Raw genomic sequence first — 15,698 nt, 5'->3', positions numbered from 1 at the left:
ACAATTGCGAGAGGTTCTGAACCGCTTCTGATTTCCACCGATTCAGGACATTGCTATGAATGCCGTGCTCTGAAGCGAGCTGCGAAACCGACTTTTCTTCCTTCAGAATTTCCAGTACGATGTGGGCCTTTTCTTCCGGCGTAAACTTCCTTCTACTGGTCGTCATACAACTAAGAAACTCCTTTTTTTCTGTCTAGTTTCTATGTAGCATTATAATTAGCAGTGAGAGGCATTTAAACTTAAACAAACTAATTAGATTACTTAACCCAAACTAAGTTGAGCTGAACCACTAATAGGCTGAACAAAAACCATGATTTTGTTAACATCTCAAAAGGAGCTGCCGCGGCAGTTCCTTGATCGTTTATATAGAGTTCATCATTGAACTAACTTCCCCGTTAGTTTAATCAATTGTTTTTTAATTGCTTGATCCAAGCTATGGCAGGATATCCCTGATACACCAGATTATTATTCTTAAAGAGGGTTAAATTTAGGTCGTTCGGTCTTGTTAATATCGCCAATTAAAGGTAAACGAGAGAGCATGTTCTGCAAGAAATATGTGTCCAGCTATCGTTATCCGTTAGTGGAACAACCAGTAGAACTTGATTTCAAAGGTAAATAAAAATCCAACATCAAATTAATTGGTAGGGATTTTCCTAAAATTATGCCACGAAAACGAAAAACTAAGGTCTTCTTTCTAAAGCAAGTTTAATTCCAAAAGCAACTAGAACAAAACCTGATATTCCTTGGATAGCTCTCTGAGTAGAAGGTTTCTTCATCCATGTACTGATGTAATCAATTAAATATACATACAGTAAGAACCAAATGATAGTTAAAACTGTATAAGTAAGTCCCATGACGAGAAATTGCAAAAATGGTTTACTGCCAGAAGTCAAAAATTGTGGAAGAAACGTAAGGAAGAAAACAGCTACTTTCGGATTAAGAAGGTTTGTCAAAAAACCTTGGCCAAATGGAGATTTATTCTTATATCTTGTTTGGTGGTTGCCATTAGTTGAGGCTGTATTCTTCTTTAAAGACCGTATTGATGTTACACCTAAATAAATCAGATAAATTGCACCAACATATTTAAAAATAGAAAACAACAATGCAGATTTTACAATAATGGCAGAAAGACCAAAAACTGCCGCTAATGTATGAAAGATAAGTCCTGTTGAAATACCCAAAACTGTATCAATTCCACCTTTTTTTCCATGAGTAATGGTGTTTTGGGTGGCTAATCCAGTATCAGGACCAGGGAGAATAATCAGCAAGATTGACATGATGACAAACAGATAAAAGTTTCCCATACCGAACCTCCAGCTTAAAAATTACCTCTTACGATACCATATACGGTTAACGATTAGAATAACTTTACTGAATAATTCTGCCCGTCCCTCGGTTTAGCTGAACAGGCTGCCGATCGTCCCGGCAGCCTGCTGTCATTGTACTATCGTCACCCGTTAGTTTAAGCCTGGGAGTTCAATGGAACATTTTGTACAGTGATTTGATTCGAGAGCGTCAAACATCTGATGATTACTGATGATTGCCCGAGTAAAAGGAGTATTCGAACGTTATCAAGCTGAAGTGGCTTTCTATCCCGATGATTCATCGACGGCGTCTGTTCGCTTCTATATTGACGCAGCGAGTGTAACTACTCGTTACAACCTGAGAGATGAGCACTTGAAGAGCGACCTATTACTTCATGTGGAGGAACATCCCTACATCACGTTTGAAAGCTCGGGTTTTCACCTCGCAGTGACTTTGGCTTGCTTGACCTTCAACATTCCTCTGGAGTCTGGCGTGGAAGATGTAGTGAAAATTGAACTTTCTATCGAATCGATCTTAAAGAAGTGAAATTTGGCTCAGCTCAATAGTTGGCACGATGAAGGTGATGTGATTAGGGTGGTACCAACTCATCAGGTGTACGGGCCCGCTTTAGTGGAGCCGTAGCTCTACCCAAATTGATTTGTCGAATATCATTTATCCATATATTGCTCATCTGGCTCATTTAAAGCTGCTGCCAAGATTTTCTCTGCAACAAATTCAGGAGTATCAGATGGATTGGAAGAACCTTGTGGCTGCTGCTGGCGAACGCCCAGAGCGTTTTTGCCAAAATCCGTTGCGGTTGCGCGCGGATAGACGGAAATCACCCGGATATGCTCTGAGGCCAATTCACCGCGTGCTGTATCGGAAAGCATGTTCAAAGCGGCTTTGGTAGCTGCATAGGCTCCGATTCCAGGAATATTCATCTTGGTAACCACCGAACTTATATTGATGATCAGTCCTCCTCCTTGCTCTCGCATGATTGGGATCACAGCTTGCATAGCTGCTAATGGTCCAATCACATTAAGGTCAAAGATCTTACGGAAATCATCACGATTGAGGTCGGCGATCGTGCCAACTGCAGCTTGTCCTACGTTATTGATGACCACATCCAACCGACCAAAGTGCCGAGCCGTCTCATCAATGACTCGTTGAACTTGCTTCGGATCGCTCACGTCAGCAGGCATAGCTACAGCGTCACTTCCCCGGATCTTCAATTCCTCGGCGAGATGATTGAGTACATCCGCAGATCGAGCTACCAATGCTAATTTGGCACCAGCGGCGGCAAAGCGGCGTGCTGTGGCTAAGCCGATACCAGCGGATGCTCCAGTAATAAGAACGACCTTGTCACGAATATCCATAAAAAATGTTCCTTTCTTTGAATGAAATGATTGGCTCACCACGGGATGGGCCGTTCACGCTCGAGAAAGTGCCCGTCGGACCGTTCTCGTCGAGGAGCGCGAGGTGCACAGGATGACGTGCGGCCTGTTGGACGGTGAGCGTGCCCTCGAAGTTGTTGAGATCCGTCGCGGTGAAGCCCGGCTCTGCAGCGTTGACCTTGATGCCTGTTAACTCAAGATCCAAGGCGAAGGCGAGCGTGATCGCGTTGAGGGCAGTTTTCGACGGGCTGTAGACGGCGCCGAACATCGTGCGATGCGGATTGGCCGGGTTCGAGTTGAGCGTCAGCGAGCCCGCTTCGCTCGATACGTTGACGATGCGTGCCGCCGACGCTTCACGAAGGAGTGGCAGCATCGCTTGCGTGACGGCGATGACGCCGAACACGTTCGACTCGAACACCGCGCGCACCTCGTCGAGAGATGCGGCGCTTGCGCAGCCCGACTTCCCGATTTCCTTAAGCGGCTTTCCCGCATGCGAGATGCCCGCGTTGTTAACGAGCACGTCGAGCCGGCCGAGCTCGTTCCGGATGCGATCTGCCGCGGCGGCGGCGGAGGCCTGATTCGTGACATCGAGCTGGAGTGCGCGGGCATCCGCTCCGACGCTCTGCGCGGCCATTTCCCCGCGCTCGAGGTTGCGCGACCCGACGAACACAGTGAAGCCGTGCGCCGCGAGATCCTTCGCGGTTTGAAGACCGATTCCTTTGTTGGCCCCGGTGACCAAGGCAACGGGTTTGTCCTGTATGGTCATACTCTCCTTTCTTGCATCGATGTGCGGTCTTTGCAATACAGCCTATAGGTTGACGTATCAACCAGCGCCTACTTTAACATATTGCGGTTGATACGTCAACTATGTTATCATGTTCCTATGGACAAGAACGAGCTAACCGAAGAGGAAATGCGAATATGGCATATGTGGAAGGGCTCCTTCAAAAGCATCTTCGATCGCGTAGTAAAAGATATGTCCGAGCACACAGGACTATCGGAGGGTGATTTTGGAGTATTGGATCGGCTAGTCCAATTTGGGAAAGGTAAGCTTCGCCAACAGGAATTAGCCGACTCGATGGACTGGGATAAGAGTCGATTGTCACATCATCTGACGCGGATGGAAAAACGCGGACTTGTGATGAGGAAATCATTAGATAAAGATCGTGGTGTTCATGTCATCATCACTTCCGCTGGAAAATCAGCGTTGGATGAAGCCCGTCCCATCGTCTCAAAGGCAATACGCAAACATTTCCTCGATCAATTAACCGATCAAGACATTGAGTCGATTACTAAGCTGGCGGAAAGAACAAAAATAAGGTCTTCAGCGTCTTGGAATGCCCCGCCACCTTGACACTTATAAAAAGAACCCTCCAATTCGGAGGGTTCTCACATTTTTATCCATATACTTCGCCCTTGGCGACAGTTACCCCGTTACTACCCGTAGGCGCAATTGCGTACTAGAACCGTCGGTTCCGTTTTCGCGCCAATGTCCGCGCTCATCGTCTCCGTAATCGTCCGGAATCTTCGCGGTCTATATCGAAGTGGCCGGTACGGAACGGGTAGCCCCAATTGCGTTTGCCTGTGCCGGTTTCCGTCCGCCTCGGGAAGGCCTCTTCGAGTAACGGAATCGCACCGTCGTCGCTCCAGAATCGCCCGACGGAGCTGATCAAGCGCTGCCTTTTCCCGCCCGCGCATGCCTGCCGTTCCATATAACCGGCTTGCTCGGTGTTCGCGCGCGTTAAGCATGGTTGTGTATCGACAAAGCCGGATAGATTCACGAGAAAGACGGCGGCGATCGTCATCCATGCGAATCGGATTATCCCTACACTTGGTACGGATTGTTCTTTTTCTTGATTCATGATTGGCCTCTCCCTTCTGTCTGTTACTCCTCATTAACTGCCTACGAGAATTGAACGTCATAATCCATGCCCACGATAAAGTCGGCTATATCAGGAATGCCTTAATTAGCGATGTATGCTGCACATAGCGATGTAAAATGTAGCATGATCAAGATTTGCGATTTCGTCAGCGCTGCATAAACTCGTAACTCTTGAAACAAACCAGAGGAGTCAACAGCCTCCAGTGACGGAGTACGGATAGCGCTCTTCTTGATGGCGGAAACGATTCTCATCCCTTCGTATTTCACTAGCTGTTACTCAGCTTAAAGATATCGATGGTTAGTCAATGTGATCTAAATCACAATCCCACTCGCCGACATAAGACGTTCAAAACTTTCTGACAAAACTGTTTATTTTTCGTTACATTTTGGCTAATGTATAAGATTCATTTCCGTATATTAACGGAATAGGATTTTCTGGACGGTCAAAATGTGTGGCAGTTGAAGCCGGCTAAGTCACTAAGCCGGCTTCTTGGTTCCCTCGAGCAAACGCGAGAACGCCTTGCACTTCCCCATCACTAATGGAGATGCAGGGCGTCTTTTGAATCAAAGCTCCGTATACGCTGCAATTCATTCCTCGTCGGCGGCCACTTTTCGTGTCAGGATCGGCTTGCGTTTGTCTTTTTGCGTGAGCTGAGCCGAGCGGTTTTCTTTGCGGGCCAAGTAGGCGAGCTCCTTTTGCAGCTTCACGTAATTGTCGTAGCGGTCGCGGCTGAGTTCATCTTCGGCAATAGCCAGTTTGACGGCGCAGCCCGGCTCCTTCAAATGCCGGCAATCCTGAAAGCGGCATTGCTCCGCCAACGCTTCGATATCCTGAAACGAAGCGTTGAAGCCGCTGTCGGCGTCCCACATTTGCAGCTCCCGCATCCCCGGTGTATCAATCAGCAGTCCGCCGTCCGGCAGGATGATCATTTCATGGTACGTCGTTGTATGCTTGCCCCGGTCATCCACATGCCGTACATCGTTCGTCTCATGCATGACACTGCCGTAAAGGCTGTTGATCAGCGTGGATTTGCGGCTCCGGACGAGCCAAGCAGAGCGACCGTTGTTCCTTCTTTGAGATATGGCGTCAATTGTTCCAGCCCTTGCTGCTCGATCGAGCTGATGACATGAATAGTCACTCCGACTGAAACTGCTGCGACCTCGGCCACTGCCGCTTTAACATCGTCGCATAAATCGGCTTTGCTGAGCACGATGACCGGGTTCGCGCCGCTTTCCCAAGCGAGTATCATGTACCTTTCAATACGGCGCACATTAAAGTCTTGATTGAGCGCATTAACGAGAAATACCGTGTCGATGTTGGCGGCGACAATTTGTTCTTCAATCGTGCTGCCGGCCGCTTTGCGCGAAAACTTACTGAGGCGGGGCAGCACGCCGTGGGTCGTCGCCCGGCCTTCCTCCAGACGTGCGGAAACGGCGACCCAGTCTCCGACAGCCGGATAGTCGGCCCGGCCGGCCGCGGTGTGCCGCATTTTGCCCGAGACCTCGGTGAGCAAATCCCCATGCTCTGTATACACGCGGTACATATGTTTATGCTCCAGCGCAACCCTACCGGGTATGCAGCCTTTGTCCCGGTATGCAGCAAACTTCAGCTCCCATTCGGGCTTCCAGCTCAATGTTTCCAATTTCAATGATGAATCCTCCTCAAAAATTGTGAAGCAATTAGCTTCGAAGGCGTTTAACGTCGAGTCGCGGCTGCAGCTTCTATGTCTCGAACAGCCGAACTTGACTTCGATGCTTCTAGTGTAATCAGCCCGCCGCCCCCATTACACGGTACAGTTTGAGGTAAATCATTTTTTCCAACACATGAAGGCGCTTCTGCACCGTCTTAATAAATACGAATGTGGTTATCATATTTCTCATGGGAAGTACTTTTGATATACTGGGAAAAAACAACTAGGAATGGGTGTCGAGGATTGAATACTGAGGATATGCTTGCCGTACTGAAGGCTTTGTCTAATGAGACTCGTCTCAACATTCTTTGCTGGCTGCGGGAGCCGGAAAAAATGAACGAGAATCTGCCTAACATTATCAAAGAAGAGTTCCCTGGAGGTGTCTGCGTGGGAAGCAATCAAGAAAAATCCGGTCTTGCGCAGTCGGTCATCTCCTCTTACCTCTCCTCCATGCAGAAAGCCGGACTTCTGAAGTCCCGACGCTACGGCCAATGGACCTATTACAGGCGTAATGAAGAAGGGATTGCCGCCTTCTTAGAAAGCTTCACAGCCGGGCTGCAAGTCAATAACAAGTAGTCAAAGCTTCTCCGAAAAATTTGCATTTTGATCTATTAACCTATATATTTGTATTTATAGATAAATAAACACTTTCTAGGCAGGAGGAGAGAAAGATGACTATATCCAAAACAGCAGAGGCTTTGTTCAAACCTTTTGAAGACGGCCGATTGAAGCTTAAAAATCGTATCGTTATGGCCCCTATGACCCGATGCTTTTCGCCGAAAGGCGTTCCAGGTCCCGATGTGGCCGGATATTACCGCCGCAGAGCGAAAAATGACGTCGGCCTCATCATCACTGAAGGAACGGTCATTAACCATCCGGCTGCAGCTGCCGATCACGGCGTACCTCATTTTTACGGTGAGGAAGCGCTAGAAGGATGGTCGCACGTTGTCCGCGAGGTGCATGAAGCCGGCGGCAAAATCGCTCCTCAGATCTGGCACACCGGCACGGCCCGCGATAAGGAAAAATTTCCGGATTCGAATGTTGACCCGATCGGGCCATCGGGCCTGAGCCTGACCGGCCAGCCGGTATCTGAGCCGTTGACGGTCGAGGAGATTCGCGGTCTTGTGCAGGCTTACGCCCAAGCCGCAGCCGACGCGAAGCGTATCGGCTTTGATGCTGTGGAAATCCACGGCGCGCACGGTTACCTCATTGACCAGTTTTTCTGGGAGGTAACCAACAAGCGCACGGATAAGTATGGCGGCGACCTGGTTGGCCGCACCACATTCGCGGTAGAGGTTATCGAGGCGGTGCGAGCCGCGGTTGGCCCCGCCTTCCCGATTATCTTCCGCTTCTCCCAATGGAAGCCGATGCATTACGACGCCAAGCTGGCAGCGAACCCGGAGGACTTGGGGCGCTTCCTCGCACCGCTGTCTGTGGCAGGTGTCGATATTTTCCATGCTTCCACGCGCCGCTTCTGGGAGCCTGAGTTCGAGGGATCCGACCTCAACCTGGCGGGCTGGACCCGCAAACTGACAGGGAAGCCGTCTATTACGGTAGGCTCCGTCGGCCTTGACTCCGTTTTCACCAGTCTGTTCGAGGAAGGCAAGGGTGGGCAGGCTGCCGGCATCGAAAACTTGATCGAGCGTCTGGAGCGCGGCGAGTTCGACCTCGTTGCCGTTGGTCGCGCACTGCTGACTGACCCGGCCTGGGCGGCCAAGATCCGCGATAACCGCACCGATGAGCTGCTGTCATTCACGCGGGAGGCGCTTGCCACGCTGAGCTAATCAAGCTCGTAATGAGTTCGTAAATTAGAAAGATTGCCACTATCCGACCTTCTTGACCGGATGGTTGGCAATCTTTTTTTGTACCAGGCTATGGCTTTATCAAAACGAGTGGTGGGGTAAGGATGCTAGTTAATGAGATGCTCCTCCAGCAATTTGCGAATCACGATTTCAAGTGCAGGTAAAGCGATTCGGGGGAGCTCCTCGTAAGAGAATAACCTACTTGGTCGATGTCGTCTCCCGAACAAAGCTGCCCGCCGGTCTCTTTAGCCAGAAACCAGATCATGACGCTCTGCTACTCGGGATTATACCATTCAGTGCCTACGTACGGCTCGCCATAAAGGGAACTGACGGTATAGAGAGAGGTAAGCTTTATGCGCAGCCCCCGTCTCCGTTGTTTCCCCCATTACCGAAAACCCGGTTTCCGGTTCGTCCCGGCTTCTATTCGTCAACGAGCTGGTTTAGCTGCTGGAACCAGAAGAAGAGCTTCCTATTCCGCCCCTGGAACCTGGCACTCCGTTGGATATCCCGTTGGACGTTGATCCACTTTTCGACGTTCCTACACTTCCTATGGACTTTGAGGGCGTCTTCGAAGCGGAGCTAGAGGTTGAAACCTTTGATGTTTATTCGCTTGTCGTCGATCCCGTGCTCTTCTTGTCCGCATCAGTTTGACTTCCCGAACCGGTGCTGAACGAACCGGTTCGGGACGAAGTCGTCGGAGCTGCCGTTCCGGTTGAAGGCGTCCCAGTTCCCATAGAAGGAGGCGTCTTCTTCGGGTCCACGCTGGTCACAGGCAGGGATACAGACGGCGGAGTGCTGGGGATCGGCTGTGTAGGCTTCCCTGCCGTCATCGCCGCAGCGCCGAGAGCTGCACCGGCCAGCGCGCCGGCCGCGATAACCCCGGACGTGACGGCGCCGCTCCGGCCATAATACGGATGTCCATCGTGGGTATAAGCGTATTGCTTATCATAGTTCTCGCCAGAATCGTCGCAGTGCCCGTCTCCGTTATCATCGCGGCAGTAGTCTATGATCGTCCCCCCGTACGGCGGAGCGTCCTGATTGGCCGTTGTCTGCGTCGATGCCGTCTGCTGGGCAGGACTTGCCGGTGTCTTTTGCGGTGGCGTTGTTGTCTGGCCGCACCCTACTAAGGCGGTAGCCATGAAGATCGAAACCATCATGGCCGATTTATTTAACGGTATCGTATTCTCAGTGCCAATGTTCGCTTGTTTTTTTGTCATCGCGGCTCACCTCGTTTCTGTAGATCCATCTTTCATCTGGCTCCATTCGGCCCGCATCCGTCTGCGCTTTATGCTGCGGCAATCCGAGTTGCGTAACTGTTAGGGTCGACTTCCACCAACTTTTGATTCCTCCTGCACGGGATCTAATACCTTACTATATAGGTAGCAGCTTACCTCTGGTTAACAAAAGCGCGGCAAAGCGGATTGCCCTGGCGGTCCAACTCGCCCACAGGTTGATTACCGGCCGGATCGCACCCATGCAACGCATATACTCTTGTTCGCCCTGCCGCTGTCGGGCCGGACAAGCAAAACTACAGTGATCCAACTCGGGGCGAAAGTACTTCTTCTCTTTAGGAACGATTCTGTTTTTTGGTAACGGCATAAGAATACCTCCGTCAAAGTGTGTTTTTAATACTTCGACAGAGGCTATTGGAAATACTTGTTAGTGAATTGGTTAGTCGAAGAAAAAACATTAGTACTATTGGTGTAGGTATAAACGATAATTTACACCAATCTAATTATCAATATTTCTCTTCTCGAATTTTGATATGGTCTTGAGAAAATGTAGTTAAGTCCGGATCATAATATTTAGTCCGGTAATTAAAGGTAAAAGATGGCCCGCCAACGTAGACCTCTACCCAGTTATGATTAACCTGGGATCGATCTGAACCAGACCCTACTCTACTGGCCCAACCATCAATCACTTTAGTCCTAATCCCAACTGCCCTATTCCCTCGGTTTTTAGGATTTTCTTCACATATGCTCACTCATTCGCAAGATTTCAACACCATGGAAATGAGGATTACTGGGAGCGTTGGTTCACATAAATCCATGATTCGCATTTCAAGGCATGCAGGAACAGAAGAAACGTGTTATTACTTTTCCCCTAGGTATACTCTATTGCACACTAACTCCACAAATGCTTTGTTTCATTCGCTTTTGCGTCCATTGTCAAATCACCCTTTTGAAGGTCTAAAATAATAAGCATCGGCCAGCGCAAGCGAACGTGACTTGAGAATCGATTCTACTTTGAAAATCCCTTTATTTCCCATATGATAGGAAGTATGTATCGACCACGCTATCCTGTCCGTTACTTCAATAAACCAAAAAAGGAGCTTCCGTAAAGCAAGCACAGCCTTTTCCACATTCGAAAGTCCTTTTACTGATGTTTACGATGCGTTAGCGGTCAAAATGTGGTTAGGACGCTCCCATCGGCTTCTTTAAAATGGCTTAACGACCATAAGCACCAATATGGCAATCATCAGCAGCTGTGCTGCCGTCTCGATTGGTGCGATCTTTTTTATCAGCAGTCCGAACTCGGCGGGAATTTCATTACCCTGGTCTTGACTTTCAGATATGATCTTTTTGATCTTTTTCATACGCGGCTCGATCCATCCGTCGATCATGACGACCATGAGCAGCGATAAAAGGATGGATACATTCAGCCACATTTGGGATAACCCCATCTTGGTTATGATCATAAGCCAAACCCCGGTTAAAATAAGTACGGCTCCGCCAATTTTAGGCATTATGGCAAGCTTGGTCGTTATACCAAAAGCAAAGTGCAGCTGGCCGACGGTTCTAGCGCATCTTCGAATGATGGGCATCACGAAAGCGGGGCCAATTATGGCGATCGAAGCCAATATATGCAAAACGAGCAGTAATCCAAACAAACCCATGATCCCCCCTCTCCTCAGCGCACCGTAATATTGCTTTGATAGGCTAGACCGACCCTTTTTCTTTTAAACGCTCCTCCGAGCTCAAGGTGGTCCAACATACATATTGCGACATCGTCATAAGCAACATTCAGCTCTTGAAGTCGGCTGAACAAGTGACCGGCTATATCTGCCTCGGAATATTCCTTGATCGTCTCCGGAATCGGAACGGGCAAGGTTTCCGTTGTTACATGTAGATGAACCGGATCTGGATGCTCTCTCGAATCAATCATTGTTCCCGGACACATAATGGACCAATCGAGTTGAGTCTGTTGTAGCCTTTCGAAATTCCGGTTGTGATTTCTATACTCAGGTGGGAAGCCGGGTAAATTGTTGCCGATAAGATCAGTATATGGAATATCCAACAGGCCGGCTCCTCCCATTATCCATACCCGCCCAGAGAAACTAGGTTGGAATTCACATTGGCTTATAATGTTATCGACGATACGAACAAACTCTTCTCCCTGGCCCGCATGGCCGGCTGCAATAATAGCGGCGTCTTGATGTGCGAGCGCCTCACCGACGCTCACCGGGTCCATAATATCGTCCACGATCACCTTCACATGCTTTGCGGAATGCTTACCTAGTTGATCATAAAGCTTCTCAGAATTTCGCACAAATGCGGTCATTTCATGCCCCATTTTTATCCCTTGTACCAACACTCTTTTCCCTGTATTCCCCGTCGCTCCAAAAACAATAATTTTCATTGTTCTTTCCTCCTCTTTAATGGACCCCAATATTTGGTTAACTCAAGCTTAGCATCGCTTCAAAATTATGTTAAGAACCCACTTTAAAGTAGGGTACTTACTTAAAAGTAAGCATGACAGAAAGGGATACCATAATTATACGCGGAGGTCGGGAGGACAGGAAAATTCTAAAGACAGATTGGCGACAATTCTACACTATAAGGAGTTTTATTATCTCAAACCCGATAATTAATTCATATCAGGAGTGCGACTCTAGGTAAACAAAAGCTGCCCGGAATCCCGTGGCAGCTTTTGTTTTGAGTTGATTGAATTAGTGTACAAGTTCATTGAACCAGCTTTATGACGCTGACTCTTCATATTTCCGCTTATTATGATTTTCTCCCCAAGCACACATGACTTCTGCTACAGGAATCAATGTTCTGCCGTATTCACTAAGAGAATATTCTACTTTTGGAGGGATAGTAGGGTAGACCGTTCTATCGACTATGCCTTCTCGTTCCAAATCTCGGAGATGTTGTGAAAGCATTTTTTGTGAAACATCAGGTATAAGCTTTTCCAGATCGTTGAATCTCTTTTTGGATTCAATCAAATGCCATAAAATCATTGGCTTCCATTTGCCACCTAAAACATGAATGAGTGTCTCAACTGGACATTCACGCTGATGAATCATTGATAAATCATCCCCTTACTTTTAAGTAAGTGCATTACCTAAAATTAACATAACAAAATTTTACGATAGCGCTACAATCAAGTCAATCATTGAAACTAAAAAGGATAAAGACATTAACGAATGCAGTACTCACCTCCGCCCTACTACAATGAATTGCGGAACTATTTCATTCTCTTGGAAATCGGGTGATCTTGATTTAACTCCAACAGATCCCATAAGTTTCCATATAGGTCTTTAAATACGGCAACAGTCCCATATTCCTGTTCTTTTGGTTCTCTAACGAATTCAATTCCCTTTGATAACATTGCATTATAATCTCTCCAGAAATCATCTGTGTTTAAAAATAGAAAGACTCTTCCTCCTGTCTGATTTCCAATAAACCCTTCTTGCTCCGTTTTGGATGCTTTTGCCAGAAGTAATGTGGTGCCCACAGATCCTGGCGGTGATACTATTACCCATCGTTTATCTTGTTCTGGTTGATATGTATCTTCAATTAAAGTGAAGTTCAGCTTCTCTGTATAAAATTCTATTGCTTCATCATAATCTTTTACCACAAGAGCAATATGAACAATTGATTGAATCATTTTTTGGCTCCCCTCGAAAAACATGAATAATTGAATCCTATCAACGTCCTATATTCTACCACTTTTCAAGCGATAAATAATGATTTGTTCACTTGCGATATCCTGCCCGTACTTCAACAGGCTGACGATGAATCCGTCAGCCTGCTTTCTTGATACTATCGTATCCGTTAGCGGAATATCTTAATTCTGAAGCAATGCTCATAAGTCATAAAGTTACTTCTGCATTATCTGAATAAGATTACCGCATGTATCGTCGAAGATAGCCAATGTAACTTCGCCTATTTCTGTCGGCTCCATGGTAAACTTTACGCCGTGTTTCAATAATCTTTCGTACTCTTTGCGAACATCTGCAACGCCAAACATTGTTGCTGGGATGCCTTCAGCAAATATCTTCTTTTGATACTCTTTGGTGGCAGGATGGTTATTCGGTTCGAGCAAAAGCTCGGTACCGTCTTGATCCTCGGGAGAAACAAGCGTTATCCACCTAAATTCTCCTACGGGAACGTCATGCTTTTTTACAAAGCCCAAGGTTTCTGAATAAAACTCCAGTGCCTTGTCTTGATCTTGTACGAATATACTGGTAACAATGATTTTCATACTGTATTTTCCTCCTTTGATATTTGCCATGTATGGTGCTCTGGTAACAATCTGGCTACAAGCAAAACAACCCATACATTCGACAGAAGTCCTGTTCCGAATTAATCATAACACTTAATCATTATCTCGAAATCAAGTCTTCCATAATCCTGCCCGTTTGTTGAACGAAGAGCACAAATAACGAAAACAAGCGATGGATCGCTTCCATCACTGCACTCTTGTTACCCTTTAGCGTAACATTTCCATAAAATCTTTTAATGAATGGGAAATCCACTTCTTAGGGTGTAAAACCATTTGTAAATCCAACCTAATTTCGGGATGGATAAATGGGAGGACGACTAATTCCTCTCGTAGAATCTCTTCGTGAACCACCATTCGTGGAAGTAATGAGATACCGGAGCCTGACATTAAACAACGTTTAATCGCTTCGGGGTTCCCCAACTCTAATCCGATCTTGTATGGGACGCTTTGTTCCCGAAGAACCTTTTCTAACATAATCCGGTAATTACAGCTCGCCTCAGTCATAATCCATTCTAAATCATAAAGTTGGTCAAGGTTAATTATAGGGAGAGTGGATAAAGGATGATCAGGACTCGCGATTAAAACCAGTGGTTCTTCTCTGATTTTCCTCCATTGCAAAACCGGATCAGACGGCTTATTTTCAAGCAAGAGTCCGATATCAAATTCACCTTCCTTGACTTTCTCTATTATGGAGGCTTCGCAGTCCGGCTGAAGTCTGATAGTAAGAGTAGGATATTTCTCGCGGATAGTTTGGATCAAAGAAGGCAGATAGTAAGAGGCCAGCGAATCAATTGTACCGATAGTTAGTGTCCCACCTCCTTGAAGGGTCAGAATTTCCTTAGACTGCTGAAATAAATTAAGCATTTGAACAGTAATTTTCATTAGCTCTTCCCCAGCGGAAGTAAGTCGAAGACCTTTTCCATACCTTTCGAACAACCTAACGCCATAAAGTTGCTCTAACTTTTGAATTTGCATCGTCACACTAGATTGAGCGTAACCAAGTTCCACTGCAGCTTTGGTGAAGCTTTGATGGAATGCAACTTCCCGAAAAGTCTGAAAATACGTGAGATCCAAATTATCACCACTTCAAAATTATTGATAATACCTATCATTTATTATAGATAACACCGATGTAAAATACCATGTTAAAGTATAATTCAATAAGGGAGAATTGGAGGGAAAATACAATGCTGATTGAACGGGATTTAGTGGGGATTTATGTGCCAGCCGTTACACCTTTTTTACCAAATGAAGAGTTAGATTTGGATTCATACCGATATTATTTGGAGAAGCTATTAAGTCATGACATTCAAGGCTTAGTGATCAATGGTACCACAGGTGAATCTCCCACTTTATTATGGGAAGAAGTAACGGCTCTCGTGCAATTGACGAAAGCTTGCCTGAACAAGCTTCAGAAGCGGTTACCAGTGGTTGTAGGCACGGGAACAAATAGCACAGCATCTACTGTCAAACGTACGGAACTGGCGGGAAAACTGGGGGCAGATGCAGTCCTCGTTGTAACACCGTATTATAATCGACCGTCACAAGCAGGCGTGCTTGAGCATTTCCGTAGGGTAGTACAAGTAGGCATTCCGGTAATTGCTTATGATGTTCCTAGTCGCACGGGTATTCATTTAACCACTGATACAGTACGGAAAATTTTGGATCTAAATGGTGTGATCGGATTAAAAGATAGTTCAGGTGGCATCGATCTTGTTTCTGAACTCGCCAAATCGGATATGAAACCTATACTTTGCGGGGAAGATCTTCATTTTTATTCTATGTTAAAGCATGGTGCCTCTGGCGGTATTTTAGCTTCAGCAAATATCCAAACTGAACTTTTCTTACAAGTGTATCAGCTTTCCAATCAAGGTAAGTATTCCCATGCGAAAAAGGTTTTTGATTCCCTAGTTCCTTTGATCAAGAGGTTATTTCAAGAGTCAAATCCTTCTCCAATAAAGTGGGTTCTTGCTAACCAAGGCCTCTTGGCATCAGACACCTTACGTTTACCAATGGGATCAATAAGCAAGGATTTACAGTTGGAATTGGAAGAGCTATTACAGAAACCTGCCCGTTACTTCAGTAGACTAACGTGGTGATTTCGTCAGTACGT

The 15,698-nt window shown here is 46.7% G+C and carries 17 protein-coding genes and 1 pseudogene; 5 read left to right on the top strand and 13 right to left on the bottom strand.

What is annotated here, in order from left to right:
- The coding region (locus O9H85_RS38085; protein WP_409348189.1) for a transposase at positions 1–166 on the bottom strand (166 nt) is incomplete at its 3' end.
- 514 nt (positions 167–680) lie between these two features.
- On the bottom strand, positions 681–1,304 hold the full coding sequence (locus tag O9H85_RS33740; RefSeq protein ID WP_269885756.1) for a LysE family translocator: 624 nt from the start codon (positions 1,302–1,304) through the stop codon (positions 681–683).
- 232 nt (positions 1,305–1,536) lie between these two features.
- On the opposite strand from O9H85_RS33740, the gene O9H85_RS33735 reads away from it, so the two are divergent.
- On the top strand, positions 1,537–1,851 hold the full coding sequence (locus tag O9H85_RS33735) for a YceI family protein (RefSeq protein ID WP_269885755.1): 315 nt from the start codon (positions 1,537–1,539) through the stop codon (positions 1,849–1,851).
- Positions 1,852–1,973: 122 nt separating this feature from the next.
- On the opposite strand, the gene O9H85_RS33730 is transcribed toward O9H85_RS33735, so the two are convergent.
- On the bottom strand, positions 1,974–2,681 hold the full coding sequence (locus tag O9H85_RS33730; protein ID WP_269885754.1) for an SDR family NAD(P)-dependent oxidoreductase: 708 nt from the start codon (positions 2,679–2,681) through the stop codon (positions 1,974–1,976).
- Positions 2,668–3,465, bottom strand: a complete 798-nt coding sequence (locus O9H85_RS33725) for an SDR family NAD(P)-dependent oxidoreductase (protein WP_269885753.1) — start codon at positions 3,463–3,465, stop codon at positions 2,668–2,670. The genes O9H85_RS33730 and O9H85_RS33725 overlap by 14 nt, the downstream gene beginning before the upstream one ends.
- A gap of 117 nt (positions 3,466–3,582) precedes the next feature.
- Between O9H85_RS33725 and O9H85_RS33720 the strand changes: the two genes are divergently transcribed.
- On the top strand, positions 3,583–4,053 hold the full coding sequence (locus O9H85_RS33720; RefSeq protein WP_269885752.1) for a MarR family winged helix-turn-helix transcriptional regulator: 471 nt from the start codon (positions 3,583–3,585) through the stop codon (positions 4,051–4,053).
- Between the two features lie 145 nt (positions 4,054–4,198).
- On the opposite strand, the gene O9H85_RS33715 is transcribed toward O9H85_RS33720, so the two are convergent.
- A complete protein-coding gene (locus O9H85_RS33715; RefSeq protein ID WP_269885751.1) occupies positions 4,199–4,561 on the bottom strand; it encodes a hypothetical protein in 363 nt (120 codons plus the stop codon).
- A gap of 608 nt (positions 4,562–5,169) precedes the next feature.
- Positions 5,170–6,230 (bottom strand): annotated as a pseudogene (gene rsgA / locus O9H85_RS33710) (ribosome small subunit-dependent GTPase A).
- A 300-nt stretch (positions 6,231–6,530) separates the two neighbouring features.
- On the opposite strand from rsgA, the gene O9H85_RS33705 reads away from it, so the two are divergent.
- Together O9H85_RS33705 and O9H85_RS33700 are read left to right on the top strand one after the other, a co-directional pair.
- Positions 6,531–6,848, top strand: a complete 318-nt coding sequence (locus tag O9H85_RS33705) for an ArsR/SmtB family transcription factor (protein WP_269885761.1) — start codon at positions 6,531–6,533, stop codon at positions 6,846–6,848.
- Between the two features lie 95 nt (positions 6,849–6,943).
- Positions 6,944–8,056: an NADH:flavin oxidoreductase gene (locus O9H85_RS33700; RefSeq protein ID WP_269885750.1), complete on the top strand. Its 1,113-nt coding sequence runs from the start codon at positions 6,944–6,946 to the stop codon at positions 8,054–8,056.
- A 620-nt stretch (positions 8,057–8,676) separates the two neighbouring features.
- On the opposite strand, the gene O9H85_RS33695 is transcribed toward O9H85_RS33700, so the two are convergent.
- The 7 genes from O9H85_RS33695 to O9H85_RS33665 all read right to left on the bottom strand — a co-directional run bounded on the left by O9H85_RS33695 (position 8,677) and on the right by O9H85_RS33665 (position 14,659).
- The gene (locus O9H85_RS33695) at positions 8,677–9,291 is read right to left on the bottom strand and encodes a hypothetical protein (RefSeq protein WP_269885749.1); all 615 of its coding nucleotides are present in this window, start codon (positions 9,289–9,291) and stop codon (positions 8,677–8,679) included.
- Between the two features lie 1,220 nt (positions 9,292–10,511).
- Positions 10,512–10,970 (bottom strand): DUF2269 family protein, encoded by a 459-nt coding sequence (locus tag O9H85_RS33690; protein ID WP_269885748.1) that lies wholly within the window; start codon positions 10,968–10,970, stop codon positions 10,512–10,514.
- A 14-nt stretch (positions 10,971–10,984) separates the two neighbouring features.
- Entirely contained in the window at positions 10,985–11,713 is a 729-nt protein-coding gene (locus tag O9H85_RS33685; protein ID WP_269885747.1) for an NAD(P)-dependent oxidoreductase, read from the bottom strand.
- 337 nt (positions 11,714–12,050) lie between these two features.
- Positions 12,051–12,383, bottom strand: a complete 333-nt coding sequence (locus O9H85_RS33680) for a winged helix-turn-helix transcriptional regulator (protein WP_269885746.1) — start codon at positions 12,381–12,383, stop codon at positions 12,051–12,053.
- 161 nt (positions 12,384–12,544) lie between these two features.
- On the bottom strand, positions 12,545–12,967 hold the full coding sequence (locus O9H85_RS33675) for a VOC family protein (protein WP_269885745.1): 423 nt from the start codon (positions 12,965–12,967) through the stop codon (positions 12,545–12,547).
- A 213-nt stretch (positions 12,968–13,180) separates the two neighbouring features.
- Complete coding sequence (locus tag O9H85_RS33670) at positions 13,181–13,564, bottom strand: VOC family protein (RefSeq protein WP_269885744.1); 384 nt, start codon at positions 13,562–13,564, stop codon at positions 13,181–13,183.
- A 228-nt stretch (positions 13,565–13,792) separates the two neighbouring features.
- Positions 13,793–14,659 carry a LysR family transcriptional regulator gene (locus tag O9H85_RS33665; protein WP_269885743.1) on the bottom strand — a complete coding sequence of 289 codons (867 nt, stop codon included), beginning with the start codon at positions 14,657–14,659 and terminating at the stop codon, positions 13,793–13,795.
- Positions 14,660–14,772: 113 nt separating this feature from the next.
- On the opposite strand from O9H85_RS33665, the gene dapA reads away from it, so the two are divergent.
- Positions 14,773–15,684, top strand: coding sequence for a 4-hydroxy-tetrahydrodipicolinate synthase (dapA, locus tag O9H85_RS33660; protein ID WP_269885742.1), 912 nt, complete (start codon positions 14,773–14,775; stop codon positions 15,682–15,684).
- The last annotated feature ends 14 nt before the right edge of the window (positions 15,685–15,698 follow it).

This window comes from Paenibacillus gyeongsangnamensis, assembly GCF_027533625.1.
In the GTDB taxonomy this organism is placed as follows: Bacteria; Bacillota; Bacilli; order Paenibacillales; family NBRC-103111; genus Paenibacillus_G; species Paenibacillus_G gyeongsangnamensis.
Note: the sequence above shows the minus strand (reverse complement) of the source record. Positions and strands in the feature narration are given on the sequence as shown.

Bases quoted from the DNA above. Each gene is read 5' to 3' on its own strand.
- O9H85_RS33740 (WP_269885756.1), bottom strand. From the start codon at position 1,304: ATGGGAAACTTTTATCTGTTTGTCATCATGTCAATCTTGCTGATTATT.
- O9H85_RS33735 (WP_269885755.1), top strand. From the start codon at position 1,537: ATGATTGCCCGAGTAAAAGGAGTATTCGAACGTTATCAAGCTGAAGTG.
- O9H85_RS33730 (WP_269885754.1), bottom strand. From the start codon at position 2,681: ATGGATATTCGTGACAAGGTCGTTCTTATTACTGGAGCATCCGCTGGT.
- O9H85_RS33725 (WP_269885753.1), bottom strand. From the start codon at position 3,465: ATGACCATACAGGACAAACCCGTTGCCTTGGTCACCGGGGCCAACAAA.
- O9H85_RS33720 (WP_269885752.1), top strand. From the start codon at position 3,583: ATGGACAAGAACGAGCTAACCGAAGAGGAAATGCGAATATGGCATATG.
- O9H85_RS33715 (WP_269885751.1), bottom strand. From the start codon at position 4,561: ATGAATCAAGAAAAAGAACAATCCGTACCAAGTGTAGGGATAATCCGA.
- O9H85_RS33705 (WP_269885761.1), top strand. From the start codon at position 6,531: ATGCTTGCCGTACTGAAGGCTTTGTCTAATGAGACTCGTCTCAACATT.
- O9H85_RS33700 (WP_269885750.1), top strand. From the start codon at position 6,944: ATGACTATATCCAAAACAGCAGAGGCTTTGTTCAAACCTTTTGAAGAC.
- O9H85_RS33695 (WP_269885749.1), bottom strand. From the start codon at position 9,291: ATGACAAAAAAACAAGCGAACATTGGCACTGAGAATACGATACCGTTA.
- O9H85_RS33690 (WP_269885748.1), bottom strand. From the start codon at position 10,970: ATGGGTTTGTTTGGATTACTGCTCGTTTTGCATATATTGGCTTCGATC.
- O9H85_RS33685 (WP_269885747.1), bottom strand. From the start codon at position 11,713: ATGAAAATTATTGTTTTTGGAGCGACGGGGAATACAGGGAAAAGAGTG.
- O9H85_RS33680 (WP_269885746.1), bottom strand. From the start codon at position 12,383: ATGATTCATCAGCGTGAATGTCCAGTTGAGACACTCATTCATGTTTTA.
- O9H85_RS33675 (WP_269885745.1), bottom strand. From the start codon at position 12,967: ATGATTCAATCAATTGTTCATATTGCTCTTGTGGTAAAAGATTATGAT.
- O9H85_RS33670 (WP_269885744.1), bottom strand. From the start codon at position 13,564: ATGAAAATCATTGTTACCAGTATATTCGTACAAGATCAAGACAAGGCA.
- dapA (WP_269885742.1), top strand. From the start codon at position 14,773: ATGCTGATTGAACGGGATTTAGTGGGGATTTATGTGCCAGCCGTTACA.